Origin of the sequence: Streptomyces sp. NPDC048516, from assembly GCF_043199875.1 — a bacterium.
In the GTDB taxonomy this organism is placed as follows: Bacteria; Actinomycetota; Actinomycetes; order Streptomycetales; family Streptomycetaceae; genus Streptomyces.
The window spans coordinates 13,957-38,042 of sequence record NZ_JBICWS010000019.1 but is presented as its reverse complement, the minus strand read 5'-3'; the positions used below and the strand labels follow the sequence as shown (position 1 = coordinate 38,042).

The 24,086-nt window shown below is 70.7% G+C and carries 17 protein-coding genes and 1 riboswitch; of the genes, 11 read left to right on the top strand and 6 right to left on the bottom strand.

Translation table 11 applies throughout. The annotated features are described in order from the left end of the window. The first annotated feature begins 81 nt into the window (after positions 1 to 81). Together ACGFR7_RS30060 and ACGFR7_RS30055 are read left to right on the top strand one after the other, a co-directional pair. Positions 82 to 588, top strand: a complete 507-nt coding sequence (locus ACGFR7_RS30060) for a DUF485 domain-containing protein (RefSeq protein ID WP_393325289.1) — start codon at positions 82 to 84, stop codon at positions 586 to 588. Further along, entirely contained in the window at positions 585 to 2,189 is a 1,605-nt protein-coding gene (locus tag ACGFR7_RS30055; protein ID WP_393325288.1) for a cation acetate symporter, read from the top strand. The genes ACGFR7_RS30060 and ACGFR7_RS30055 overlap by 4 nt, the downstream gene beginning before the upstream one ends. A 157-nt stretch (positions 2,190 to 2,346) precedes the next feature. Here ACGFR7_RS30055 and ACGFR7_RS30050 read toward each other — a convergent pair whose 3' ends face one another. The 4 genes from ACGFR7_RS30050 to ACGFR7_RS30035 form a co-directional block, all read right to left on the bottom strand. Beyond that, a complete protein-coding gene (locus ACGFR7_RS30050) occupies positions 2,347 to 3,021 on the bottom strand; it encodes a response regulator (protein ID WP_393325286.1) in 675 nt (224 codons plus the stop codon). Further along, positions 3,018 to 4,673, bottom strand: a complete 1,656-nt coding sequence (locus ACGFR7_RS30045; protein WP_393325284.1) for an ATP-binding protein — start codon at positions 4,671 to 4,673, stop codon at positions 3,018 to 3,020. Before ACGFR7_RS30045 ends, ACGFR7_RS30050 begins: the two co-directional genes overlap by 4 nt. 1,038 nt (positions 4,674 to 5,711) lie before the next feature. Continuing rightward, positions 5,712 to 6,710 (bottom strand): sucrase ferredoxin, encoded by a 999-nt coding sequence (locus tag ACGFR7_RS30040; protein ID WP_393325283.1) that lies wholly within the window; start codon positions 6,708 to 6,710, stop codon positions 5,712 to 5,714. 200 nt (positions 6,711 to 6,910) lie between these two features. Then, positions 6,911 to 8,158: a citrate/2-methylcitrate synthase gene (locus ACGFR7_RS30035; RefSeq protein WP_393325282.1), complete on the bottom strand. Its 1,248-nt coding sequence runs from the start codon at positions 8,156 to 8,158 to the stop codon at positions 6,911 to 6,913. A 113-nt stretch (positions 8,159 to 8,271) separates the two neighbouring features. Between ACGFR7_RS30035 and ACGFR7_RS30030 the strand changes: the two genes are divergently transcribed. Both ACGFR7_RS30030 and ACGFR7_RS30025 read left to right on the top strand, forming a co-directional pair. Further along, positions 8,272 to 9,441 carry a citrate synthase/methylcitrate synthase gene (locus tag ACGFR7_RS30030; RefSeq protein ID WP_393325280.1) on the top strand — a complete coding sequence of 390 codons (1,170 nt, stop codon included), beginning with the start codon at positions 8,272 to 8,274 and terminating at the stop codon, positions 9,439 to 9,441. 122 nt (positions 9,442 to 9,563) lie between these two features. Continuing rightward, entirely contained in the window at positions 9,564 to 10,670 is a 1,107-nt protein-coding gene (locus tag ACGFR7_RS30025) for a CobW family GTP-binding protein (protein ID WP_393325278.1), read from the top strand. Positions 10,671 to 10,729: 59 nt separating this feature from the next. Here the strand turns inward: ACGFR7_RS30025 and ACGFR7_RS30020 are convergent, their stop codons facing one another. Then, on the bottom strand, positions 10,730 to 13,177 hold the full coding sequence (locus ACGFR7_RS30020; protein ID WP_393325277.1) for a DNA topoisomerase (ATP-hydrolyzing) subunit A: 2,448 nt from the start codon (positions 13,175 to 13,177) through the stop codon (positions 10,730 to 10,732). 298 nt (positions 13,178 to 13,475) lie between these two features. Between ACGFR7_RS30020 and ACGFR7_RS30015 the strand changes: the two genes are divergently transcribed. From ACGFR7_RS30015 to ACGFR7_RS30000, 4 genes are all read left to right on the top strand, one after another. Further along, positions 13,476 to 14,816, top strand: coding sequence for a M16 family metallopeptidase (locus ACGFR7_RS30015; RefSeq protein ID WP_393325423.1), 1,341 nt, complete (start codon positions 13,476 to 13,478; stop codon positions 14,814 to 14,816). Positions 14,817 to 14,854: 38 nt separating this feature from the next. Beyond that, positions 14,855 to 16,237 (top strand): M16 family metallopeptidase, encoded by a 1,383-nt coding sequence (locus ACGFR7_RS30010; protein WP_393325422.1) that lies wholly within the window; start codon positions 14,855 to 14,857, stop codon positions 16,235 to 16,237. 212 nt (positions 16,238 to 16,449) lie between these two features. Further along, positions 16,450 to 16,605, top strand: a riboswitch (cyclic di-AMP (ydaO/yuaA leader). A gap of 12 nt (positions 16,606 to 16,617) precedes the next feature. Further along, the gene (locus tag ACGFR7_RS30005) at positions 16,618 to 17,397 is read left to right on the top strand and encodes a M23 family metallopeptidase (RefSeq protein WP_393325276.1); all 780 of its coding nucleotides are present in this window, start codon (positions 16,618 to 16,620) and stop codon (positions 17,395 to 17,397) included. Between the two features lie 269 nt (positions 17,398 to 17,666). Beyond that, on the top strand, positions 17,667 to 18,356 hold the full coding sequence (locus ACGFR7_RS30000) for a GntR family transcriptional regulator (protein ID WP_393325274.1): 690 nt from the start codon (positions 17,667 to 17,669) through the stop codon (positions 18,354 to 18,356). A 337-nt stretch (positions 18,357 to 18,693) separates the two neighbouring features. Here the strand turns inward: ACGFR7_RS30000 and ACGFR7_RS29995 are convergent, their stop codons facing one another. Beyond that, a complete protein-coding gene (locus tag ACGFR7_RS29995) occupies positions 18,694 to 18,975 on the bottom strand; it encodes an HPr family phosphocarrier protein (RefSeq protein ID WP_030990508.1) in 282 nt (93 codons plus the stop codon). A gap of 222 nt (positions 18,976 to 19,197) precedes the next feature. On the opposite strand from ACGFR7_RS29995, the gene ACGFR7_RS29990 reads away from it, so the two are divergent. Genes ACGFR7_RS29990 through ACGFR7_RS29980 form a run of 3 tightly spaced genes read left to right on the top strand, consistent with a single transcriptional unit; the run spans position 19,198 to position 24,058 of the window. Next, complete coding sequence (locus tag ACGFR7_RS29990) at positions 19,198 to 22,236, top strand: GNAT family N-acetyltransferase (RefSeq protein WP_393325273.1); 3,039 nt, start codon at positions 19,198 to 19,200, stop codon at positions 22,234 to 22,236. Between the two features lie 38 nt (positions 22,237 to 22,274). Then, positions 22,275 to 22,868: a DUF5998 family protein gene (locus ACGFR7_RS29985; RefSeq protein ID WP_088802386.1), complete on the top strand. Its 594-nt coding sequence runs from the start codon at positions 22,275 to 22,277 to the stop codon at positions 22,866 to 22,868. Further along, a complete protein-coding gene (locus tag ACGFR7_RS29980; RefSeq protein ID WP_393325271.1) occupies positions 22,868 to 24,058 on the top strand; it encodes an alkaline phosphatase family protein in 1,191 nt (396 codons plus the stop codon). Before ACGFR7_RS29985 ends, ACGFR7_RS29980 begins: the two co-directional genes overlap by 1 nt. Positions 24,059 to 24,086 lie beyond the last annotated feature (28 nt).

The window sequence follows — 24,086 nt, the reverse complement described above, 5'->3', positions numbered from 1 at the left end:
CGCAATGAAGAGTCCCGGATCTTCCTTTCTGTCCAACCTTGGGTCGCACGGACAACAGCCCCGTGCACCAAGGAGAGTTCGGTGGACAAGCAGGACGGCCGCTCGGCCGGTGAATCAGGGGGCGTACGGCTCGACGACCCCTGGTACGACGCTCTCACCTCCGGGTGGGGCGAGCTGGACGGCACAGCGGAGGCAGCGGCCGAGTGGGGTAGCGGGCAGTCACCCCGGCCGGTACCGGTACCCGAGGACGAGCGGTCCGCGCCGCATGACGAGATCTATCTTGCGGTGCAAAGAAGCGTGGCCTTCCAGGAGGTACGCCGCCGCTACCGGCGGTTCGTCCTGCCCGGCACGGCGGTTTTCCTGGCCTGGTACCTCGCCTATGTGATCGCGGCGACCGCCGCGCCCGGCCTCATGGCCCACCGCGTCGCCGGCGCCCTGAATGTCGCGATGCTGGCCGGACTCGGTCAGTTCGCCACGACATTCCTGCTCACCTGGGCGTACGCGCGCCATGCCCGGCTGCGCAGGGACAGCGCGGCGCTCGACATCCGATGGGAAACCCAGGAGCTCACCGGAGGGAACGTACGGTGACCGACGACCACCAGGCTCTTGCTTGGGTTCTGTTCAGCGTGTTCATCGCCGTCACCCTGGCGATCACCACCTGGGTGAGCCGTCGCAGGCATGGCTCCGCCGAAGAGTTCTACGCGGGTGGGCGACTCTTCTCTCCGATGGAGAACGGTTTCGCCATCGCGGGGGACTACATGTCCGCCGCCTCCTTCCTTGGGATTTCCGGCCTGATCGCCCTTTTCGGTTATGACGGCCTGTTGTACTCAGTCGGCTTTCTCGTCGCCTGGCTCGTTGTTCTCTTCCTCGTCGCCGAACTGGTCCGGAACTGCGGCAGGTTCACCCTCGCCGATGTCGTCGCGGCCCGGATGCGGGAACGTCCCGTCCGTATGGCGGCCGGGGCGGCCTCCGTCACCGTGTCGGTGCTCTATCTGGTGGCGCAGATGGTCGGGGCCGGCAGTCTGGTCGCCCTGCTCCTGGGGGGCGCGGGCCAGCAGGCCCGCACCTGGATGGTGATCGGGGTCGGTGCCTTGATGGTGGTCTACGTCGCCTTCGGCGGGATGCGTGCCACGACCTGGATCCAGATCGTCAAGGCCGTGCTCCTCATGGGTGGCGCCATCGCTCTGACCGTCCTGGTACTCGTCCGGTTTCACGGCGACTTCAACGTCCTGCTGAACACCGCCGCCGAACGCAGCGGCCACGGCCGCGACTTCCTCGCACCGGGCCTCAAGTACGGTGAGGACTGGATCTCTCGGCTGGACTTCATCAGCCTCGGCATCGCGCTCGTCCTGGGCACTGCCGGACTGCCGCACATCCTCTCCCGCTTCTACACCGTCCCCACGGCGCGCTCCGCCCGTCGCTCCGTCGTCTGGTCCATCGGGCTGATCGGTGGCTTCTACTTGATGACCATCGTGCTTGGCTTCGGTGCTGCGGCGGTACTCGGCAGCGACGCCGTCCGTACGTCCAATACGGCCGGCAACACCGCCGTCCCGCTGCTGGCTCTCGATCTGGGAGGCGGCGCGGGGTCGACCGGCGGCACGGTTCTCTTCGCCGTGGTGGCCGCAGTCGCGTTCGCGACCATCCTGGCCGTGGTCGCCGGCATCACGCTCGCCTCGTCGGCTTCCGTCGCGCACGACCTGTATGCCTCGCTACGGCGCCCGCGCGACACGGCGCAGGATGCCCAGCGCGCCGAGGTGACCGTGGCGCGCATCGCAGCGGTCGCCGTCGGCGCGGTCGCGATCGGCCTCGCCCTGCTGGCCCAGGACCTCAACGTCGCCTTTCTGGTGGGCCTGGCCTTCGCCGTTGCCGCATCGGCCAATCTGCCGGTCCTGTTGTACACACTCTTCTGGCGTCGCTTCACGACCAGGGGCGCGGTCTGGTCCGTGTACGGCGGCCTGATTCCGGCGATCACTCTGGTCGTTCTCTCACCGGTGGTATCGGGCAGCCAGGAGTCACTTTTCCCCGGGATGGACTTTGCCTTCTTCCCGCTCGACAACCCCGGTGTCGTATCGATCCCGCTGGGCTTCCTGATGGGGTGGCTGGGAACGGTGCTCTCCCCGGAGGCCGCCGACGAGGCACGGCATGCGGAGACGGAGGTACGGGCGCTGACAGGGGCGGGGGCTGCTTAGGCCTGTTCGACGCATTCCGCTACACCGGAGTCGGGCCGGCCCTGGCCAGGAGCGGACGGGCGCCGCAGCCGCGTGTTGCGTGGCTGCCGCGCCCGTTCCCTGTGTACCGGTTTCCCGGTGCTCATCGGCTCGGCGTGGCGTCCACAGCGCCTCCTGGCTAGACCCACTCGTAGCGGTGCTCAGGGCGGCCGGTCTCGCCGTACTTGAGTGTGAGGCGCACCCGCCCGGCGCGTTCCAGGAGTTTGAGGTAGCGCTGCGCGGTCTGCCGGCTCAGTCCCGCCTGGAGGGCGACGTCCTGTGCCGACAGCGGGGCGTCCGCGGAGCGCAGCACCGAGCGCACTCGGTCGGCCGTGGCGGTGGAGTGTCCCTTCGGCAGCTCGGCGGGACCCGCGTTGGCGGCTCCCAACGCCCCGAAGATCCGGTCCACTTCGGACTGCTCGGCCTGTCCACCGCCCGCAAAGGTACGGTGCAGCGCCGCGTATCCCAGCAACTTGGACCTCAGGCCTGCGAAGGTGAACGGCTTGACGAGGTACTGCAGCGCACCGTGGCGCATCGCGGCCTGCACGGTGGCGATATCGCGCGCCGCCGTCACCATGATCACGTCGGTGACCAGGCCGCGCCGCCGCAGGTCGCCGACCAGTTGGAGCCCTGTTCTGTCGGGCAGGTAGTGGTCCAGCAGGATCAGATCGACGGAGTGGGTCTCAAGGGCGGCAAGAGCCTCAGCGGCCGTGTGCGCGAGGCAACTGACACGGAAGCCCTCGATCTTCGCGACATAGGCAGCGTTGATCTTCGCGACCTGTGCATCGTCATCCACGACCAGTACGTCGATCATCTGGCGGCCTCCGTGGAGCCGTCGGGGCGATGAGCTCCGCCTTCGGACCGTATGGTGGTGTGAGTGTCCGTGGCGGCTTCCTGGAGGGTTGTTTCACGTGCTCCGGGAAGCTCTTCCGACAGGGCGTCGGGGACCGTCACGGTGAACACCGCTCCACCGCCGGGGCATTCGCCCACCTCGACACTGCCTCCGTAGCGCTCGGCGAGACGCCGTACGAGCGCGAGGCCGATGCCGCGCTGCCCGTGAGCCGGCGGTTCCTTCGTCGTCCAGCCCTCGGTGAAGATCTCTCCGCGGCGCTCTTCGGGCACGCCCGGTCCGTTGTCGCTGACGCGCACGATGGCGGTGCGGCCGTCGGCGCGGACTTCCGCCTCCAGCTGCGCGTCACGCTCACCCGACGTGGCGTCCAGTGCGTTGTCGACGAGGTTGCCGAGGACAGTGACCAGGCTGTGCGGGTCGACCAGGCGGTCGGGGAGGTGTGTACGGGGAGAGATGCGCAGGGAGGCACCGCGCTCCGTGGCGACCGTGGCCTTGCCCACCAGCAGGGCAGCCAGCAGCGGATCATGGATGCGCTCGGTGACCTGCTCGGCGGTCGCGTGATGCACGCCCACGGCTTGCGTCACAAACTCCACTGCCTCCTCGTGCAGCCCGAGTTCGAGCAGGCCGAGGAGGGTGTGCAGCCGGTTGGCGTGCTCGTGGTCCTGGGCACGGAGGGCATCGATGAGGCCACGGGTGCCGTCCAGTTCACGCCCCAGCCGCTCCAGCTCGGTACGGTCGCGCAGGGTCACCACGGCACCGCCGTCGTCGGTCGGCATGCGGTTCGCCACCAGGACCCGGTGTCCGCTGACAGTCATTAGGTCCGCCCCCGAAACGCGGCCTGTCAGGACGTCCGTCGTACGGCCGGGTGGCAGGACCGCGTCCAGGGGGCGGCCGGTGTCCTCGGCATGGAGGTCCAGGAGACGCTGCGCCTCGTCGTTGAGCAGGCGGATGCGGCCGTTCTTGTCGAGGGCGAGGAACCCTTCCCGGATGCCGTGCAGCATCGCCTCCCGTTCGGCGAGCAACGCGGAGATGTCGGAGAAAGCCAGGTCGTGAGTGCGGCGCTGGAGCCGGCGGGCGACGAGATAGGCCGCGAGCGCGCCCACGGCGAGTGCTCCGCCCGCGTAGGCGAGCAATTGGGGGACGGTGGAGAGCAGCCGTTCCTGCACGCTCTCGTACGCGATGCCGACGGAGACGGCGCCGACGACCTTGCCGTCCTCGTCACGGAGGGGGACCTTGCCGCGTGCGGACCGGCCGAGGGTGCCCTCGTCGATCTGCATCACCTCCTGGCCGGAGAGCGCGGCGCTCGGATCGGTAGAGACGTGGCGGCCGATCTCATCGGGGTCGGTATGCGACCAGCGCACCCCCCGCTTGTCCATGATCACTACATACTCGGCGCCGGTGGCCGCGCGAATCCGCTCCGCCTCGTGCTGTACGGGGCCGTGGCGCGTCGGACGGGAGGACTCCAGGGCATCGTCAAGGCGAGGCTCGGCCGCGGTGGTCTGTGCGATGGCGAGAGCGCGGCGCATTGCCTGGTCGTCGAGCTGCGCACTGAGCGGGGCAAGGAAGAGGCCGGTCGCCAGGGCTGTGACGCCGGCTGCGATGGCCAGCTGCACCATCAGCACCTGGGAGAAAACCCGCCGCGGCCACCCCAGCCGGGGTCTCGTCCGCCGCGTTGCATGGCCGAGAGGGCCGTGGTCGAGCGGGGGCCGAGCGCCAGGAGCCGGTAGATCGGCAGTCATCTGAGGGGGGCCGAGTGGCTCATTGCTGTGGGCGCCGGAGACCGTCACGGTGGGAAACGGCGCGGGACCCGAGGGCTCTGCGGCACTCGGGCGGGGGACCGACGCTTCCTTCTCGCCCATACGAACGAACAGTAAGCGGGGAGATGGGTCGTCCGGTAATCCCTGACGGAGCGAAGTCGGAGGGTGGCCGAGCGGCGACTCGGGAGGTGCCCCGCACCGTCGCAAGCCGCGGAACGTGGCGTGCGTGCGCTGCTGGCTGGCCGACGGCCAGGACAAGACCGAGACTCACGGCCGCCCCGTCGGCCCGTCGCACTCGGCCCTTGGTTTATCCATTCAGTTCCCAGCAGTCCAGGGAGGCCATCGATCGGTGGCAGAGGGGGACTCCAGCTACGAAGCTGCAGGTTTGGTAGGCGTCAATGAGGCCGGGAGGGGTCAGCAGCGGTTATCCACAGGCCTTTCGGTTGCGCATTGCGCACGCGTAGCCTCGCACGGTGAGCAGGCGGGTGGGCCTTGCGCCGGGGTGCGGGCCGACCGGTCAGTACGTGAGGCGCGAGGTGCGTGCGGAAGGGAGCGGTCATGCCGCTGACGAGGGAGGGCAGCCACAGGACGTGGTGCAAGCAGTGGAGGGGGGAGGGGCGGGTACCGCTCGGTCTGTGGGTCGCGGGCGGACGCTCCCGGCGCAGTTGGTCGGTACGTCTGTCCTGCCGTCTCACCTGGTCCTGGAGCAGTTGCCCTCTGCCGGGTGTCGCCCGCGCGACCGGCGGGGCTGCATGGGGGCGGAGTGACCGTGGGCTTCCGGACGGGCGGCGGACCGGTTCCTGCGAGGGTTCGTGCCTGAGTCCTGAGACGGAAACGCGGGCGGCGGGAGCACGGGGTGGTGAAGTGCCCGGTGAGCGTCTCGGGGAGTCCGCCAAGTCACCTGCCGACGGACTGGGCCGTCCTGTGAGGCATGCTGTTCGCCGCACAGACCGAGACAACCGCCATACGCGCCGGTGGACCGAGCGGCGCACCACAGCTGGCGGGCGCCGCAGCACCATCGGCCCGCTGTTCGACGACGACCCGCCAGACGCGGCCGTCGGAGTGCGCCACGGTCACCGCCCAGGCGGCGGAGGCTCCGGCAAAGGTCGCGCTGCCGGGCGTCAGGCTGTCGGCCGACCTCGGTTCGGGCCACACCGTGTCGGTCCTTACGACGTCGAGTGCGTCCGCCAGGTCCTCGCCGATCAGCTCACGGACCGCAAGGTCGGCGGCCTGGCCCGGCCGGTCCCAGGCCGAGCGGCCTCGGGCGTGGTCCATCGTGATCCGTCCGTCGCGCGCCGTCTCCACGGCCTCCTTGACCAGGGGGGCCGAGGCCCGTCCGTAGGCGTAGCCGTAGGGGAGGACGAAAAGGGTGGGGGAGAAGCGGTGGCCTCCGATGTGGGTGACCTCCCAGGCCTCGGTTCCGCCGGCGGCGAGCTCGGCGGCCAGAGGGCGGCCGAGCAGTGCGCAGCAACGGTCCCGCTTGCCGTTGGTGCACACCAGGACCAGCGGTTCACCGATGTACGGCTCCCAGAGGCCGTGGTGCTCTCCCGCTCCCAGGGCCGCGAAATTCAGCCCGAGGGCCGCCCGCGGGTCGGTGACGGTGGTCGTACGGATCCAGGATCGTCCCGGCGCCGTGTGGGCGAGGAACAGCCGCCGCCGGGAGGTGCCGTGGCGGTCGGCATGGCGTCCCGGTCGGCGGATCAGGGCGACGCGTACGCCCGTTCCCTCTGCCGCGGTCTCCAATGCCCGGCCGACGTCAGGGTCGAGGTGGCTGTCCGTCAGTGCATGGGTGCCCCAGGGCCCTGGCTGCTCGATGAGCAGCCAGGTCCGGGCAGGAGCCGCGGTCCCGGCGAGAGATTCGGCCGATTCACGAGAAGCGGTGGCGCAGGTACTCACATAGGTGAGCCTAACCTCATCTGTCCCGCGTCGGGTTCCGGGTGGGTGTGCAACGGGGCGGTGGGCAACCGGATGTCACGCGGTGAGGGCAGGTGTCCCTTCGTGTGAGGTCCGGCGATGCCAGGCTTCCGGCAGCGCCGGACCGGCGCTGCCGGAACCCTGGCGCCGCCCGGGGCGGCCCTCTCTGTCGCAGCCTCCCGTCACGGCAGCGGCTGTGGCGGGCGGGGGCCGTGGTAGCGACCGCTCGGGCGCATGCGAAGGGGTGGTTCGGCGTATTCCTCGAGGGCGTGGGCGATCCAGCCGGCGGTGCGGGCGATGGCGAAGATGGTCTCGCCTGCCTCCGCCGGCATACCTGTCGAGATGGTCAGGACGGCCAGCGCGAGATCGACATTGGCATGCAGCTCCGTGCGCCGGGCCGTGGTGGTGACCACTTGCCGGGCGGCCTGGAGGGCGGGGCGGGCCCGCGGGACGTCCTCCAGGAGGCGGAACAGGGTGCGGGCCCGCGGGTCCTCGCCCGGGTAGAGGGGATGGCCCAGACCCGGGACCTGGCGGCCGGCCCGTAGGTGGTCGGCGACCACGGCAGCCGCGCTGCCCCGGTCCCGCACCTCCACCAGCATCCGGTGGGCGAGTCCGCTTGCCGCGCCGTGCAGCACGCCGTCCAGTGCCCCGAAGCCCGCCGAGACGATCGCGTACGGATGGGCGCGGGCCGAGGCGGCGACGCGTACCGCGAACGTCGAGGCGGCGAGGTCATGGTCGATGAGCAGAAGCAGAGCGGCGTCCAGGGCGCGAAGTGCTGCGGCGTCGGCGGGTTCCGCGGTCAGCCGTGACCAGAGGCGCGTGGCGAGGGGGCCGGCGGAGCTCTGCTTGGCGTGGTGTGACGGCAGCGCGTCGACAAGCGTCGGGATGAGGTTGCGGGCGGTGCCGACGACGGTGTCCTCGGACAGGTCGAATCGGAGCGGGTCGGCGGCCGCCGCGGCGATTGCGGCGACCCGTAGCCGGTCCATCGGTCCGCTGTGGGCCGGCAGCGCCCGCACGGCGTGGCGGGCGGCCGACAGGGCGTCCGGGGGTGCCGTGAAGCGGATGCCGGGGCGCAGTTCGCCGGTCCACAGCCACTCGGCTACTTCCTCGTAGCTGTAGTGGGCGGCGAGTTCCGATGAGTCGACGCCGCGGAAATAGCAATGGTCGCGGTCGATCAGCGTGATGCCCGTTGTGACCGCCGGCTCGCTGCTGGAGGCGGAGGGTTCACGGCGGCCCGCACGCCGGGCGAGCGCGTCGACCTCCTTCGCATCGAAGGTGCTGCCGCGGGCTCCCGGCTCGCGACGGCTGGTCAGCTGGCCGCGGCTGACGTAGGCGTACACCGTCTCCGGCTTCACGCCCAGCCGGTCGGCTGTCTCTCGGGTGCTCAGTCGCTGCCCGCCCGTGTCCTGTGCCGCGTCTCGATCCGCCATGGGCTCACCGTATCCAGACTCATCCATATTGATTCAATCAATATTGACAATATTTGAGTCAAGCATAGACAGTCTGATCAATATTTAGGTGGGGAAGAGTAAGGAGATCAGCAATGCCGAGCGCCGAGGTGAACACACCGATCGACGCGCCCCGTGGGCTTGCGGGCGTGATCGTCACCGAGACCCGAGTGGGTGATGTCCGGGGCATCGAGGGCTTTTACCACTACCGCCAGTACTCCGCCGTCGAGCTGGCTACGGCCCGCACCTTCGAGGAGGTCTGGTACCTGATGTTCCACGGGGAGCTGCCCGACGCGGCGCAGCTCGCGGCCTTCAGCGCCGAGGCCGCCGCTTTGCGCCCACTGCCCCCGGCTGTCGGTGATGCGCTGCCCGCCCTCGCCCGTGCCGGCGTGCTCTCCGGCCCCCTCGCCGGGCTGCGCACCGCCCTGTCCCTGCTCGGCGCGACAGCCGGCTTCCGGCCGCTGTACGACATCGACGCCGACCGCCGACGTGCCGACGCGCTCGCCGCGTGCGCCGCCGTACCGACCCTGGTCACCGCGCTCCACCGGCTCGGCCGCGGCCTGCAGCCCGTCGAGCCCCGCTCGGATCTGAGCTACGCCGCCAACTACCTCTACATGCTCACCGGCGACGAGCCCGAGCCCGACCGGGTCAGGGCGATCGAGGCATATCTGATCTCCACCATTGACCATGGCTTCAACGCGTCGACCTTCACCGGACGCGTCATCGCCTCCACCGGCGCCGATCTCGCGGCCTGCCTGGTCGGTGCCGTCGGTGCCCTCTCCGGACCGCTGCACGGCGGTGCGCCCAGTCGAGCCCTGGACATGCTCGACGCCATCGGCACACCCGACCGCATCGACTCCTGGATCCGCGACCGCGTCCTGAGCGGGGGCCGGATCATGGGGTTCGGCCACTCCGTATACCGCACCGAGGATCCGCGCTCCAGGATGCTCCGAGGCATTGCCGAGCAGATTGGTGGGCCGCTGGTGGACTTTGCCGTCCAGGTGGAGGCGAGGGTCGAAGAGCTGCTGGCCGAGCTGAAGCCCGGACGTGAGCTGCACACCAATGTGGAGCTCTACGCGGGCGTCGTCATGGAGCTGTGCGGGCTGCCGCGCGAGATGTTCACGCCCACCTTCTGCGCGGCCCGTGTGGTGGGCTGGAGCGCCAACATCCTGGAGCAGGCCGAGGACTCGAAGATCATTCGCCCCGCGGCCCGGTATGTCGGCCCGCCCCCGCCGCAGCCGCTGCCCGTCGTCGCGTCGTGCTAGCGGTGGAGCCCGTAGGTGGCGCGGGGGCGGGCCGGGCTCGCGGCGCGGGCATTCCGTTACGATCGGCAGCTCGTCCGCCGCCGGTCCGCGCGGCCCGCCACCCGCACCATGGAGGCGCCCCCTTGGCCACGCAACAGATCCCGGTCGTCGTGCTCGCGGGCTTCCTCGGGTCAGGCAAGACCACGTTGCTCAACCACCTCCTCGGCAACGGCGACGGCACCCGTATCGGTGCGATCGTCAACGACTTCGGCAGCATCGAGATCGACGCCATGGCCGTCGCCGGGCAGGTGGACTCGATGGTCTCGCTCGGCAACGGCTGTCTGTGCTGTGCGGTCGACACCAGCGAACTGGACACCTACCTGGAGCGGCTCGCGCGCCCCGCCGCCCGGATCGATGTGATCGTCATCGAGGCCAGCGGGCTGGCCGAGCCGCAGGAACTCATCCGGATGATCCTCGCCAGTGACAACGACCGGATCGTCTACGGCGGGCTGATCGAGGTCGTCGACGCCGCGGAGTTCGAGGACACCAGGGCCCGGCATCCGGAACTGGACCGACATGTGGGCATCGCCGACATCGTGGTACTCAACAAGGCCGACCGCATCGGCGACGCGGCACGGCAGCACCTCACGGACACGCTCGCGGACCTCGCTCCCGGCCGGCCCGTGATCTGCACGGCGTACGGGCAGATCGATCCCGAGCTGTTCTTCGACCGTGGGCCGGGTGAGGACCACGACGCGGCGGTGCGCCAGCTGTCCTTCGAGGACCTGCTGCGCGAGACCGCGGCGAACGAGGACTCCGCGCACGGCCCGGACAACCAGTGCGACCACCCCGGCCACACCCACCACGCAGGTCACCTTCATGCCACCTACCAGAGCGTGGAGTTCACCTCCGCCGAGCCGATGCACCCGCGCCGCCTCATGGACTTCCTCGACAGCCGCCCCGCCGGCCTCTACCGCATCAAGGGCTTCGTCCACTTCGACGTACCGGAGAACCGCCAGAAGTTCACGGTGCACGCCGTCGGTGACTTCCTGCGCTTCTATCCCGTGCCGTGGCCGAAGGGCGAGGAGCGGTGCACCCAGCTCGTCATGATCGGCAGCGGCATCGATGCACCGGCCCTGCACAAGGAACTGGACAACTGCCGCGAGGGCGCACCGTCGGACGCCGACCAGAACAGCATGTGGGGCGTGCTGCGGTACGTGGCCGCGCGCGAGGACTCCGCAGACGGCTGACGCCGCCGGTCCGGTCCTCCACCGGCCCGACGGCGTCACCCGCTCTGTCACCTGCCTGCTTACACCGGCCCCGCCAGCGCCGTCACCGGCTTCATCAGCGGCACGCCCGAGCCGTCCCGCCGCGGATCCACCTCCGGCATCTCGACCGGGGTGCCCTTGGCGTCCGCGCCACGCACCGGAGCCGGTCCCACCCACGCCTGGATGAGCACGTCCTCGCCCTTCAGGAACCGCTGGCACCGCACCCCGCCGGTCGCCCGGCCCTTGCGCGGATACTGGTCGAACGGGGTGAGCTTGGCCGTCGCCACCGAGTCGTCCAGCGTGCCGTGCGAGCCGGCGACCGTGAACACCATGGCCTCGGTGGCCGGATCGACCGCGGCGAACGCGATCACCCTCGCGCCCTCCGCCAGCTTGACTCCCGCCATGCCACCCGCGGGCCGGCCCTGCGGCCGCACCTGCGACGCCGGATAGCGCAGCAACTGCGCCTCGGTGGTGACGAAGACCAGGTCCTCCTCACCGGTGCGCAGCTCGGCCGCGCCCACGATGCGGTCCCCGTCCTTGAGGGTGATGACCTCCAACTCTTCCTTGTGGGCGGGGTAGTCGGGCACCACCCGCTTGACGACGCCCTGCTCCGTGCCGAGTGCCAGGCCCGGCGACGACTCGTCGAGCGTCGTGAGACAGATCAGCTCCTCGCCGTCCTCCAGCGTCAGGAACTCCGCGAGCTGCGCGCCACCGGAGAGACTGGGCGCCGTCGCGGTCTCCGGCAGGTGCGGCAGATCGATCACCGAGAGCCGCAGCAGCCGTCCCAGGGACGTCACCGCGCCCACCTCGCCGCGGGTCGTCGCCGGCACCGCCGAGACGATCACATCGTGCTTGGCGCGCTTGGCGTCGGCGTCGAAGGCCACGTCCCCGGCGACCGTACGCGCCAGCAGCCCCGTCGAGGACAGCAGCACCCGGCACGGATCGTCGGAGACCTCCAGCGGCACCGCGCCGACCGAGGAGCCCGCCGACTCCAGCAGGACCGTCCGCCGGTCCGTGCCGTACTTCTTCGCGACCGCGGCCAGCTCGCCGGACACCAGCTTGCGCAGCTCGGCGTCCGACTCCAGGATCCGCGTCAGCTTCTCGATCTCGTCCTGCAGCCGGTCACGCTCCGACTCCAGCTCGATACGGTCGAACTTGGTCAGCCGGCGCAGCGGGGTGTCGAGGATGTACTGCGTCTGGATGTCGCTCAGCGAGAAGCGCTCGATCAGCCGCTCCTTGGCCTGTGCGCTGTTCTCGCTGGAGCGGATGAGCCGGATCACCTCGTCGATGTCCACCAGGGCCGTCAGCAGGCCCTCGACGAGGTGGAGACGGTCGCGCCGCTTGGTCCGCCGGAACTCGCTGCGCCGCCGCACCACGTTGAAGCGGTGGTCGACGTAGACCTCCAGCAGCTCCTTGAGGCCCAGCGTCAGCGGCTGGCCGTCCACCAGCGCGACGTTGTTGATGCCGAAGGACTCCTCCATCGGCGTGAGCTTGTAGAGCTGCTCCAATACGGCCTCGGGGTTGAAGCCGTTCTTGATCTCGATCACCAGCCGCAGGCCGTGCTCGCGGTCGGTGAGGTCCTTGACGTCCGCGATGCCCTGGAGCTTCTTCGAACCGACCAGGTCCTTGATCTTGGAGATGACCTTCTCGGGGCCGACGGCGAAGGGGAGTTCGGTGATGACCAGGCCCTTGCGGCGAGCGGTGACGTTCTCCACCGCGACCGTCGCGCGGATCTTGAACGTGCCGCGGCCCTTCTCGTACGCGTCCCGTACGCCGCCGAGGCCCACGATCCGGCCCCCTGTCGGCAGGTCCGGACCCGGCACGAAACGCATCAGGGTGTCGAGATCGGCGTCGGGATGCTTGATCAGATGGCGGGCCGCGGCGATGACCTCGCCCAGGTTGTGCGGCGGCATGTTCGTCGCCATACCGACGGCGATGCCGGACGCGCCGTTGACCAGGAGGTTCGGATACGCGGCAGGGAGGGCGACCGGTTCCTGCTCCTGGCCGTCGTAGTTCGGCGCGAAGTCGACGGTGTCCTCTTCGATGGACTCCGTCATCAGGGACGTCGCGGACGCCATCCGGCACTCGGTGTACCGCATCGCGGCGGGCGGGTCGTCATTGCCCAGCGAACCGAAGTTGCCGTGGCCGTCGACGAGCGGCAGCCGCATGGAGAACGGCTGTGCCATGCGCACCAGGGCGTCGTAGATCGACGCGTCGCCGTGCGGATGGAGCTTACCCATCACCTCGCCGACGACGCGGGCGCACTTGACGTAACCGCGTTCGGGCCGGAGCCCCATCTCGTTCATCTGGTACAGGATGCGGCGGTGCACGGGCTTGAGACCGTCGCGGGCGTCCGGGAGGGCGCGCGAGTAGATGACCGAATACGCGTACTCGAGGAAGGAACCCTGCATCTCGTCGACGACGTCGATGTCGAGGATCCTCTCCTCGAAGTCGTCCGGCGGCGGGGTCTTCGTGCTGCGGCGGGCCATCGCGGCTGCGGCTCCTTCTGCTGCGTCTACTGCCGATGCCGGGGAGGCGGCATCGGACAACGGTCAACCAGTCGGGTCAACCAGCTGAGGGATCGACCCGCGAGTATGTCTGAGTCTGACGCGGACCATTGTGGACCGCCCCACTGACAACGCCGACCGCGACTCCCCCTTCAGCTCCTGCGGGGTCGCGCACGGAGCGGGTCCCGGGCCGGCCGCCCGGTGACTTCGCCAGATGCCGACGCGCTTGCATACAGTGACAGAACTTCCTCGCAAGCGGATCGAAGGGACGTACATGCCCATGGGTCACACGGCCACAGAACAAGCCGGCTCCGGCGGCCTGACAGCGACCGAGCACCGGCTGGCCAACGGCCTGCGCGTGGTGCTCTCCGAAGACCACCTGACGCCGGTCGCAGCGGTCTGCCTGTGGTACGACGTCGGCTCCCGCCACGAGGTCAAGGGCCGTACGGGCCTGGCTCACCTCTTCGAGCACCTGATGTTCCAGGGCTCCGCGCAGGTGAAGGGCAACGGCCACTTCGAGCTGGTGCAGGGCGCCGGCGGTTCGCTCAACGGCACCACGAGCTTCGAGCGCACCAACTACTTCGAGACCATGCCCGCCCACGAGCTGGAGCTCGCGCTCTGGCTGGAGGCCGACCGGATGGGCTCACTGCTGACCGCGCTCGACGACGAGTCCATGGAAAACCAGCGTGACGTCGTCAAGAACGAGCGCCGCCAGCGCTACGACAACGTCCCCTACGGCACGGCCTTCGAAAAGCTGACGGCCATGGTGTACCCCGAGGGCCACCCGTACCACCACACGCCCATCGGGTCGATGGCCGATCTGGACGCGGCCTCCCTGGAGGACGCGCGGGCGTTCTTCCGGACGTATTACGCGCCCAACAACGTCGTCCTGTCGATCGTGGGTGACATCGACCCCGAGCAGACGCTGGCCTGGGTCGAGAAGTACTTCGGCTCGATCCCCGCGCACGACGGCAAGCAGACGCCGCGGGACGGCGCGCTTCCCGACGTCATCGGCGGTGAGCTGCGCGAGGTCGTCGAGGAGGACGTGCCCGCCCGGGCCCTCATGGCCGCCTACCGCCTGCCGCACGACGGTACTCGTGAGGCGGACGCCGCCGACCTCGCGCTGACCGTCCTGGGCGGCGGCGAGTCCTCCCGCCTGTACAACCGGCTGGTGCGCCGTGACCGCAGCGCCGTGGCGGCCGGCTTCGGCCTGCTGCGGCTGGCCGGCGCACCCTCGCTGGGCTGGCTGGACGTGAAGACGTCCGGCGGAGTGGAGGTCCCCGGCATCGAGCGCGCGGTCGACGAGGAGCTGGCCCGCTTTGCCGCCGAGGGCCCGACCCCGGAGGAGATGGAGCGGGCACAGGCCCAGCTGGAGCGCGAATGGCTGGACCGGCTGGCCACGGTCAGCGGCCGCGCCGACGAACTGTGCCGCTTCGCCGTCCTGTTCGGCGACCCGCAGCTGGCGCTGACCGCAGTGCAGCGGGTTCTGGACATCACTCCCGAGGAGGTGCAGGCGGTCGCCAAGGCCCGGCTGCGCCCCGACAACCGCGCGGTGCTCGTCTACGAGCCCACCGAGCCGACCGACGCCGCCGACACCGAGGAAGGGGAGGCGGACCAGTGAGCGACGCCACCACCCACGCCGATTCCCCCGTGTGCAGCATGGACTTTCACCCGCAGCCCCAGGGCGGCGCGCCCAGGCCGTGGGCCTTCCCGGCCCCCGACCGCAGCCAACTGCCCAACGGGCTCACCCTCCTGACCAGCCACCGCCCCGGCCAGCAGGTCGTCGCCGTCGAGATCAACCTCGTCGCTCCGCTGGAGGCCGAACCCGAGGGCCTGGACGGCGTCGCCACGATCATGGCGCGCGCCCTGTCCGAGGGCACCGACAAGCACGACGCGGAGGAGTTCGCCGCCGAGCTGGAGCGCTGCGGTGCCACTCTGGACGCGCACGCCGACCACCCCGGTGTACGGGTGTCCCTCGAGGTGCCGGCGTCCCGGCTGCCGCGTGCGCTCGGCCTGCTCGCCGACGCGCTGCGCGCGCCCGCCTTCCCGGAGAGCGAGGTCGAGCGGCTGGTGCGCAACCGTCTCGACGAGATCCCGCACGAGCTCGCCAACCCGGCCCGGCGCGCGGCGATGGCGCTGTCCAAGGAACTGTTCCCGGCGACGTCCCGTATGTCACGGCCGCGCCAGGGCACCGAGGAGACCGTCGGACGCGTCGATGCCGCGGCCGTCCGCGCCTTCTACGACGCCCATGTACGGCCCGCCACGGCCACTGCCGTCATCGTCGGTGACTTCACCGGGGTCGACCTGGACGCCGCGCTCGCCGAGACGCTCGGCGCGTGGAGCGGCTCGTCGGCCGAGCCGCTGAAGGCCTCGCCGATCGTCGCCGACGACACCGGCCGTGTGGTGATCGTGGACCGCCCCGGCGCCGTCCAGACACAGCTGCTCATCGGGCGTATCGGCGCCGACCGGCACGACCGGGTGTGGCCCGCGCAGGTCCTCGGCACATACTGCCTGGGCGGCACCCTCACCTCCCGTCTGGACCGTGTTCTGCGCGAGGAGAAGGGCTACACCTACGGGGTGCGCGCCTTCGGCCAGGTGCTTCGCTCCACCGCTCCCACGTCCCCCGAGGGGGCCACGGGAGCCTCGCTGCTGGCCATCAGCGGTTCGGTGGACACCGCCTCCACCGTCCCGGCGCTCGACGACCTGTGGAACGTGCTGCGCACCCTCGCGGCAGAGGGGCTGACGGACGACGAGCGGGATGTCGCCGTACAGAACCTCGTCGGGGTCGCGCCGCTGAAGTACGAGACCGCGGCAGCCGTCGCCGGCACCCTCGCCGACCAGGTGGAGCAGCACCTGCCGGACGACTTCCAGGCGCAGCTTTACGTCCGCCTCGCGGAGACCGGCACGGTCGAGGCGACCGCGGCGGCCGTCAACGCCTTCCCTGTGGACCGGCTGGTGACGGTCCTGGTGGGCGATGCGGCACAGATCGCCGAGCCCAGCAAGGCGCTGGGCATCGGTGAGGTGACGGTCATCGGCGCCTAGTGCCACCCGTGTGACGGAAGGTCACATATCGACAAAGCAACTCCCGTGGCGATGGTCTGCCACGGGAGTTGCCGTATGTCCGGTTTATTGCGGCCGGTGCGCCGGTTCTTGTGGCATCCCGCACAAAAAAGCGGTTCTGTTTGCCGATTGAAAGTTGCCCCGTCTAGCGTCGGTCCGGCTGTTCGTCACAAGTCCGCCACAACCGTGGCACCGGACAGTCATCGCCGAGTCCCCGTACGGCGCGAGCCAGGGGAGCCGGGGACCCAGAGTCCCTTGGGGTGAATCGGACTCCCCTCCGGAGGAGCCCGTAGGAGACCTTCCTGCTCCGAACCCGTCAGCTAACCCGGTAGGCGAGAAGGAGGGAAAGGACAAGCCAGTACATGGCGTTCATCCGTGCCACCGGGAAGCACCGTCGTACGAGCCGCCCCGTTCGGACGACCCGCAACATCGCCGGCATAGCCACCCTCGCGGCCGGCGGCGTGGTCGCCTCCGTGGCCTCGCCGGCGCTGGCGGCCACGGACGAGGCCCGCGCCCACGACACCGGTCTGCAGCAGGCGGTCGTGCTCGGTGACGAGCTCGCCAACCATGTCGAGGCCCAGGCCGACGCGCAGCAGGCCGAAGCGGAGGCCGCGGCGGCGAAGGCGAAGGCCGAGGCCGTGGCCAAGAAGCAGGCCGAGGAGGCCAAGCGGCGCGTCGAGGCCGCCCGCAAGGCCAAGGAGCGCGCCGCCCGCGAGGCGGAGCGCAAGCGCCTCAACACCTTCGTCGCCCCCGTTGCCGACTCCTACGTGTCCACCTCCTACAAGGCCTCCAGCGGCCTGTGGTCCTCGGGCAGCCACACCGGCATCGACTTCCACGCCGCCTCCGGCACCTCCGTCCACGCCGTCGGCACGGGCACCGTCGTCGAGGCCGGCTGGGGCGGCTCGTACGGCAACAACATCGTGATCAAGATGAACGACGGTACGTACACCCAGTACGGCCACCTGTCGTCGCTCGGCGTCTCGGTCGGCCAGCACGTCACCCCGGGCCAGCAGATCGGCCTCTCCGGCGCCACCGGCAACGCCACCGGCCCGCACCTGCACTTCGAGGCCCGTACCGGCGCCGACTACGGCTCGGACATCGACCCCATCGCGTACCTGCACTCGCACGGCGTCAAGGTCTGATCTTCCGTCTCGCCCGCCCGCGCTCCTCACCGGGGCCGCGTGCCACCGGACCGAGCGTCCGCCCGAAGCCCCGGCTCCACGGCCGGGGCTTCGCTGTATCCGGTGCCGGGTCGGTGTGCAGGGGATACGCCGTGCCCTCCCGCCCACTTCCGGCCAAAAAATTTCCCTGAATAACCGGAGCCCGCCGAAAAGGCGTTCCGGTCGAATAGAGTCACGGAATAGTCGCCGACCGGCGACGTTTCCAGGGGATTACGGCGGAGGCACGGAAGATGCGAGGCCATATTTCCGCTCATGCGGTGTGCACGGCGATTCGCGATGACATTGTCTCCGGTGCGCTGGCGCCGGGGAGCCGGCTGATCGAAGAGATCCTTGCGGCCCGGTACGGCGTCTCCAGGGTGCCGGTCCGTGAAGCCCTGCGGACTCTGCAGTCCGAAGGTTTTGTCACCACCCGCCACCACGCGGGCGCCTGCGTCGCCGAGCCCACCGAGCAGGAGGCCGCCGATCTCCTCGACGTCCGCGCCCTGTTGGAGCCGCTGGGAGCCGCACGCGCGGCCATCCGCCGTAGCCCGGCCCACCTCAAGGTCCTCCGCGGCCTGGTACGGCTCGGCCGCGAGCGAGCCCGTCACGGCAGCCCGGCGGATCTGCGCCAACTGGACGGCTGGTTCCACGAGACGCTGGCCCAGGCGGCCGGCAGCCCCAGCCTGACGGCGTTGCTGACCCAGCTACGGCGCAAGATCGAGTGGATGTACGCCGTGGAGCTGCCCGCCCGTACGCGGGAGTCGTGGGACGAACACGGCGCGGTGCTGGACGCGGTGGCCCGGGGGGATGCGGAACGGGCCCGTGCCCTGATGGCGGCTCATGTCGAGCGCTCCCTCCCGGTGTACCGGCTCCGGCGCCCCGCCAAAACAGAGGTGAGGGATCCGAAACCGCCCGTCAACACGGTCCGTGCCCGCCCTTAACAATCGCCCCGTATACAAAGAAGCGCGGAATGGGATTCGGGGTGCGAGACCGCGTTTTCCTCCCCGCCGGCATTCAGTGGGTATGTGTGCCGCCATACGTGCTGCGCCGGCATACGCGCTGCCATAGGTGCGGCACCGGAGGGATCCGATAGCGCACACTTTTCCTTGCGCCCTCGATATCAAGGAATCGTCTCCGATATCCCGGGCGTAGCGAACGGATTCCGGTATGGGGGTAATCCGGTGCGGCGAAGGTCCCGGCACAGCGAAAACGGCCCCGCCGCGGCAACCGGTCACCGGTCACCGCGGCGGGGCCGCCGCAGCAGAAGTCCTGGGGAACTCAGACGGTCTCGGGGAGCTCCTCGAGACCCTCGGCGACGAGCTTGGCCAGACGGTCGAGTGCCTCCTCGGCGCCCTCGGCGTCGGAGGCCAGCACGATCTCCTCGCCACCCTGGGCGCCCAGGCCCAGGACCGCGAGCATGGAGGCCGCATTGACGGGGTTGCCATCAGCCTTGGCGATCGTCATGGGGACGCCGGAGGCGGTGGCCGCACGGACGAAGATCGACGCGGGGCGGGCGTGCAGGCCCTCGGCCCAACCGACATTGACGCGGCGCTCTGCCATGGTGTTGCCCTTCAAAGTCGTGACTGTTGTCTAGACCAGTCTCTCACGCTGCCAAGGGTGCTGGGCAGCCCTTTGTCCTGGCCTTTTGCGGCCATTGGTCTCCCCAAGGGAGGCCCGGCAGGCCGACCGGAGCGTACGCCCGTACGGCAACCTCAGCTTGCCCCGCACCCCGAGCGTACGCGCGCCGAGCCGGTTGTCGGTGGCCGGTCGTACGCTGTGCGCATGCACAAGCCGCAGGACCACGCGTACCCGACCCACTGGGAAGCCGACGTGGTGCTGCGTGACGGTGGTACGGCGCGGATCCGCCCCATCACCCCCGACGACGCCGAACGGCTGGTCTCCTTCTACGAACAGGTCTCGGACGAGTCGAAGTACTACCGCTTCTTCGCTCCCTATCCGCGCCTGTCCAACCGCGATGTGCACCGTTTCACCCACCACGACTACATCGACCGGGTAGGGCTCGCCGCCACCGTCGGCGGCGAGTTCATCGCCACCGTCCGCTACGACCGGATCAGCGACCAGGGGCTGCCCGCCAAGAGCCCCGAGGACGACCAGGCCGAGGTCGCCTTCCTCGTCCAGGACGCCCACCAGGGCCGCGGTGTCGCCTCCGCCCTCCTGGAGCACATCGCGGCCGTCGCCCGCGAACGTGGCATCCGCCGGTTCGCCGCCGAGGTGCTCCCCGCGAACTCCAAGATGATCAAGGTCTTCACGGACGCCGGCTACACCCACAAGCGCACCTTCGAAGACGGCGTGGTCCGCCTCGAGTTCGATCTGGAGCCGACCGAGCAGTCCATGGCCGTGATGCGCGGCCGCGAGCAGCGCGCCGAGGCCCGCTCCGTGCAGCGGCTGCTCGCCCCTGGCTCGGTCGCCGTCATCGGCGCCGGCCGTGCCCCCGGAGGCGTCGGGCGCACCGCGCTGCGCAGCCTCCTGGAATCCGGCTTCACGGGCCGGGTGCACGCCGTCAACCACGCCTTCCCCGAAGGCATGCAGCGGCTGCGGCCCGAAGGGGTGCCGGCCGTCCGCGCCCTGCGGGAGATCCCCGGCCCGGTGGACCTCGCCGTCATCGCCGTCCCCGCGGACAGCGTTCCCGACGTGGTCCGTGACTGCGGCGAACACGGTGTCCAGGGCGTGCTGATCCTTTCCTCCGGTTACGCCGAGGCGGGCCCGGACGGCCGGGAGCGGCAGCGTGCACTGCTGCGCCAGGCCCGCTCGTACGGCATGCGGCTCATCGGGCCCAACGCCTTCGGCCTGATCAACACCGCCACCGACGTCCGGCTGAACGCCTCCCTCGCGCCCCGGATGCCCGGCGCCGGCCACATCGGCCTGTTCACCCAGTCCGGTGCCATCGGTATCGCCCTGCTCAGCGGACTGCATGCGCGCGGCCCCGGTGACGGTGGGATCGCCGGTATCTCCGCCTTCGTCTCGGCCGGCAACCGCGCCGACGTCTCCGGCAACGACCTGCTCCAGTACTGGTACGACGACCCGGACACCGATGTCGTGATCCTCTACCTGGAGTCCATCGGCAACCCGCGCAAATTCGCCCGGCTCGCCCGCCGTACCGCCGCCGTCAAACCGGTCGTGGTCGCCAAGGGGGCCCGGCACAACGGCACCGCCCCGCCCGGTCACGCCGTGCCCACGGTCCGCGTCCCCGACAGCACCGTCGCCGCCCTGATGCGCCAGGCCGGGGTGATCCGCGTCGACACGGTCACGGAGCTGATCGACGCCGGTCTGCTGCTGGCTTCCCAGCCGCTGCCGGCCGGCCCGCGCATCGCCATCCTCGGCAACTCCGAGTCGCTGGCGCTGCTCGCCTACGACGCCTGCCTGACCGAAAGACTGCGCCCGCAGAGCCCCCGTGTGCTGCCCTCCGCGGCGACACCGGACCACTTCCGGGCCGCGCTCGACGAGGCCCTGTCCGGCGACGGCTGCGATGCCGTGGTCGTCACGGCCATCCCCTGGGTGGGGGAGGGGGCCGCCGTCTCCCCGGCCGACAGTGAAGGCGCCGCACTCGCCGGCGCGCTGCGGACGGCGGCCGAGGCGCATCCGGAGAAGCCGGTGACGGTCGTCCACCTCGCCATGGACGACCTGGCCGAGACCCTTGCGGCACCGGCACCGGCACCGGCACCGGCACCGGCACCGGCACCGGCGCAGTCGCCCGAGCCCGCGGTGCCCGCCCGGGACGAGCCGGTCCGTCCCGCCGGTCCGGCCCCCGCGTCCGCCCGCTCCGCGGAGCCCCCGCAGCCGCCGCGGCCCCCGCACGGCGCGTCGAACCGCTCGCGCCCGCCGATCCCCCCGGGGCCGCCGCCCACCCTCGCCGCCCGCCGGCCGGACCCGGCCCGTGACGCCGACGCCGCCACCCCACCCCGGCGCCGCCCGGCGCCGCTCCGCATCCCCGCCTACCCCGCCGCCGAGCGTGCCGTGCGCTCCCTTGCCGAGGCCGTCCGTTATGCCGCATGGCGCCGGGAAGCCGCCGATCCTGGCCGGGTGCCCGAATACGACGACATCGAGGAGGCGGCGGCCGGCGCCGACATCGAGCGACTGCTCGACCGGCTCACCCCCGACGCCCCCACGGGCCGCTCCGTCCCGGTGCCGTCCCAGGACGCCGAGGCCCTGCTCGCCCGTTACGGCATCCACACCCGGCCCGTCCTGCCTGCCCCCGACCCGGACGCCGCCGTCCGCGCCGCCGCCCGCCTCGGCTATCCGGTGGCCCTGAAAACCACCGCACCCCATCTACGTCACCGTGCCGACCTGGGGGGAGTACGTCTCGATATCGCCGGTGAGTCCGAACTCCGCCGTACCTACGCCGAATTGACCGAATTCCTCGGCTCTCCGGAGGAGCTGCTCCCGGTCGTCCAGTCGATGGTGCCGCGCGGCGTCGACACGGTCATCCGTGCCGCCATCGACCCGGCCGCCGGCGCCGTGCTCTCCTTCGGCCTGGCCGGGGCGCCCTCCCAACTGCTCGGCGATATCGCCCACCGCCTCATCCCCGCCACCGACCGCGACGTCACCGAGCAGATCCGCTCGATCCGCGCCGCCCCGCTGCTGTTCGGCTGGCGCGGCTCCCAGCCCGTGGACACCACGGCACTGGCCGAGGTGCTGCTGCGCGTCTCCCGGCTCGTCGACGACCACCCCGAGGTCGTCGGCGTCGACCTCGAACCGGTCGTCGTCGCCGCGCACGGCCTCTCCGTATTGGGGGCGACCGTACGTCTGGCCAGGGCCCCTGCCACCACTGACCTCGGCCCCCGCCGGCTGCCCGTCTACTGAGGCTCTCGCGGCCCGGTACGCCCCGTAAGATGGACCCCATGGCTAAGACCGGTACGACGACCCAGGGGCTGCGCGCGGCGATCGAGCGCAGCGGCTATTACCCGACGCTCGTGGCCGAGGCGGTGCAGGCCGCGGTCGGCGGTGAGCCCGTGACGTCGTACCTCGTCCACCAGGAGACGACCTTCGACGCCAACGAGGTCCGCCGCCATGTCACGGTCCTGGTCCTGACCGGCACCCGCTTCATCGTCAGCCACACCGACGAGCAGGCCGCCGACGCCACCTCCCCGTCGCCGTACGCCACGACCTCCACCGAATCCGTCAAGCTGAGCCGGATCTCGTCCGTGGTGCTCAGCCGGGTGGTCGCCAACCCCGAGTCCTACACCCCGGGCAGGCTGCCCCGCGAGGTCGTGCTCACCATCGGCTGGGGCGCGGTCGCCCGCCTCGACCTGGAGCCCGCCGCCTGCGGTGACCCCAACTGCGAGGCGGACCACGGCTACACGGGCTCCTCCACCGCCGACGACCTCTCGCTGCGGGTCAGCGAGGCCGGCGACGGACCCGACTCGGTGCGCGAGACGCTCACCTTCGCCCAAGCGCTCTCCGAGGCCACCGCGGCCACCCCCGCCCCCCGCTGATGGTCCACATCGCCCCCGCCTGGCCGGAACCCGAACCGCTCGACCCGCTCGGCGCCCCGGTGCCCCGGTACGGCACCGGCTCGCTCGCCGACCTGCTGCCCACCATTGCCACGGGCCTCGGCATGACGGGCTTCGCCACCTCGATGGAGCTGGCGCCCGCCGACCGCGCCTGTGTCTTCCTGATCGACGGCCTCGGCTGGGAGCTGCTGCGGGCCCACCCGGAGGAGGCGCCGTTTCTCACCTCGCTCCTGGACACGTCGTTCAACGGCAGCGGCCGCCCGCTCACCGCGGGCTTCCCGTCCACCACCGCCACCTCGCTCGCCTCGGTCGGCACCGGCCTGCCGCCGGGCGCCCACGGCCTGCCCGGCTACACCTGCGAGGATCCGGCCGCCGGCGCCCTGATGAACCAGCTGCGCTGGTACCCGTGGACCGACCCGTACGTCTGGCAGCCGTATCCGACGGTCTTCCAGCGCGCGCACGCCGCCGGTATCCACACCTGCCAGGTCTCCGCGCCGAGCTTCCAGCACACCCCGCTCACCCAGGTCGCGCTGAGCGGCGGCACCTTCCACGGCCGGCTCTCCGGCGAGGAGCGGATGGACCTCGCCGCCGAGCAGCTTGCCGCCGGTGACCGTTCGCTGGTCTACACGTACTACTCCGAGGTGGACGGCAAGGGACACCGCTACGGCGTCGACTCCGACGCCTGGCGCGGCCAGTTGATGTACGTCGACCGGCTCGCCCAGCGGCTGGCGGAACAACTGCCGCCGCGCAGTGCGCTGTACATCACCGCGGACCACGGCATGATCGATATTCCCTTCGATTCCGAGTCCCGGATCGACTTCGACGAGGACTGGGAACTGCGCGCCGGCGTACGCCTGTTGGGGGGCGAGGGCCGGGCCCGCCATGTGTACGCCCACCCGGGCGCTGCCGCCGATGTGCTCGCCGTGTGGCGCGAGGTGGTCGGTGAGCAGATGTGGGTGGCGAGCCGCGAAGAGGCCATCGCCGCGGGGTGGTTCGGACCGTCCGTCGATGACCGGGTGCGTGCCCGGATCGGCGATGTCGTCGCGGCCGCGCACGCCGATATGGTGATCATCGCGACCGAACGGGAGCCCCGTGAATCGGAGATGGTCGGGATGCACGGTTCGATGACCCCGGTGGAGCAGCTGGTGCCGCTCCTGGAAGTCCGCACCTGACCGGCGCGGCCCGCCGCCCGCACGCCCC

Excerpts from the sequence above, each read along its gene's own strand:
- ACGFR7_RS30030 (WP_393325280.1), top strand. The coding sequence starts at position 8,272 with ATGCCGAGCGCCGAGGTGAACACACCGATCGACGCGCCCCGTGGGCTT.
- ACGFR7_RS29985 (WP_088802386.1), top strand. The coding sequence starts at position 22,275 with ATGGCTAAGACCGGTACGACGACCCAGGGGCTGCGCGCGGCGATCGAG.
- ACGFR7_RS29995 (WP_030990508.1), bottom strand. The coding sequence starts at position 18,975 with ATGGCAGAGCGCCGCGTCAATGTCGGTTGGGCCGAGGGCCTGCACGCC.
- ACGFR7_RS30050 (WP_393325286.1), bottom strand. The coding sequence starts at position 3,021 with ATGATCGACGTACTGGTCGTGGATGACGATGCACAGGTCGCGAAGATC.
- ACGFR7_RS30020 (WP_393325277.1), bottom strand. The coding sequence starts at position 13,177 with ATGGCCCGCCGCAGCACGAAGACCCCGCCGCCGGACGACTTCGAGGAG.
- ACGFR7_RS30010 (WP_393325422.1), top strand. The coding sequence starts at position 14,855 with ATGGACTTTCACCCGCAGCCCCAGGGCGGCGCGCCCAGGCCGTGGGCC.
- ACGFR7_RS30045 (WP_393325284.1), bottom strand. The coding sequence starts at position 4,673 with ATGGTGCAGCTGGCCATCGCAGCCGGCGTCACAGCCCTGGCGACCGGC.
- ACGFR7_RS30005 (WP_393325276.1), top strand. The coding sequence starts at position 16,618 with ATGGCGTTCATCCGTGCCACCGGGAAGCACCGTCGTACGAGCCGCCCC.
- ACGFR7_RS30015 (WP_393325423.1), top strand. The coding sequence starts at position 13,476 with ATGGGTCACACGGCCACAGAACAAGCCGGCTCCGGCGGCCTGACAGCG.
- ACGFR7_RS29980 (WP_393325271.1), top strand. The coding sequence starts at position 22,868 with ATGGTCCACATCGCCCCCGCCTGGCCGGAACCCGAACCGCTCGACCCG.
- ACGFR7_RS29990 (WP_393325273.1), top strand. The coding sequence starts at position 19,198 with ATGCACAAGCCGCAGGACCACGCGTACCCGACCCACTGGGAAGCCGAC.
- ACGFR7_RS30035 (WP_393325282.1), bottom strand. The coding sequence starts at position 8,158 with ATGGCGGATCGAGACGCGGCACAGGACACGGGCGGGCAGCGACTGAGC.
- ACGFR7_RS30000 (WP_393325274.1), top strand. The coding sequence starts at position 17,667 with ATGCGAGGCCATATTTCCGCTCATGCGGTGTGCACGGCGATTCGCGAT.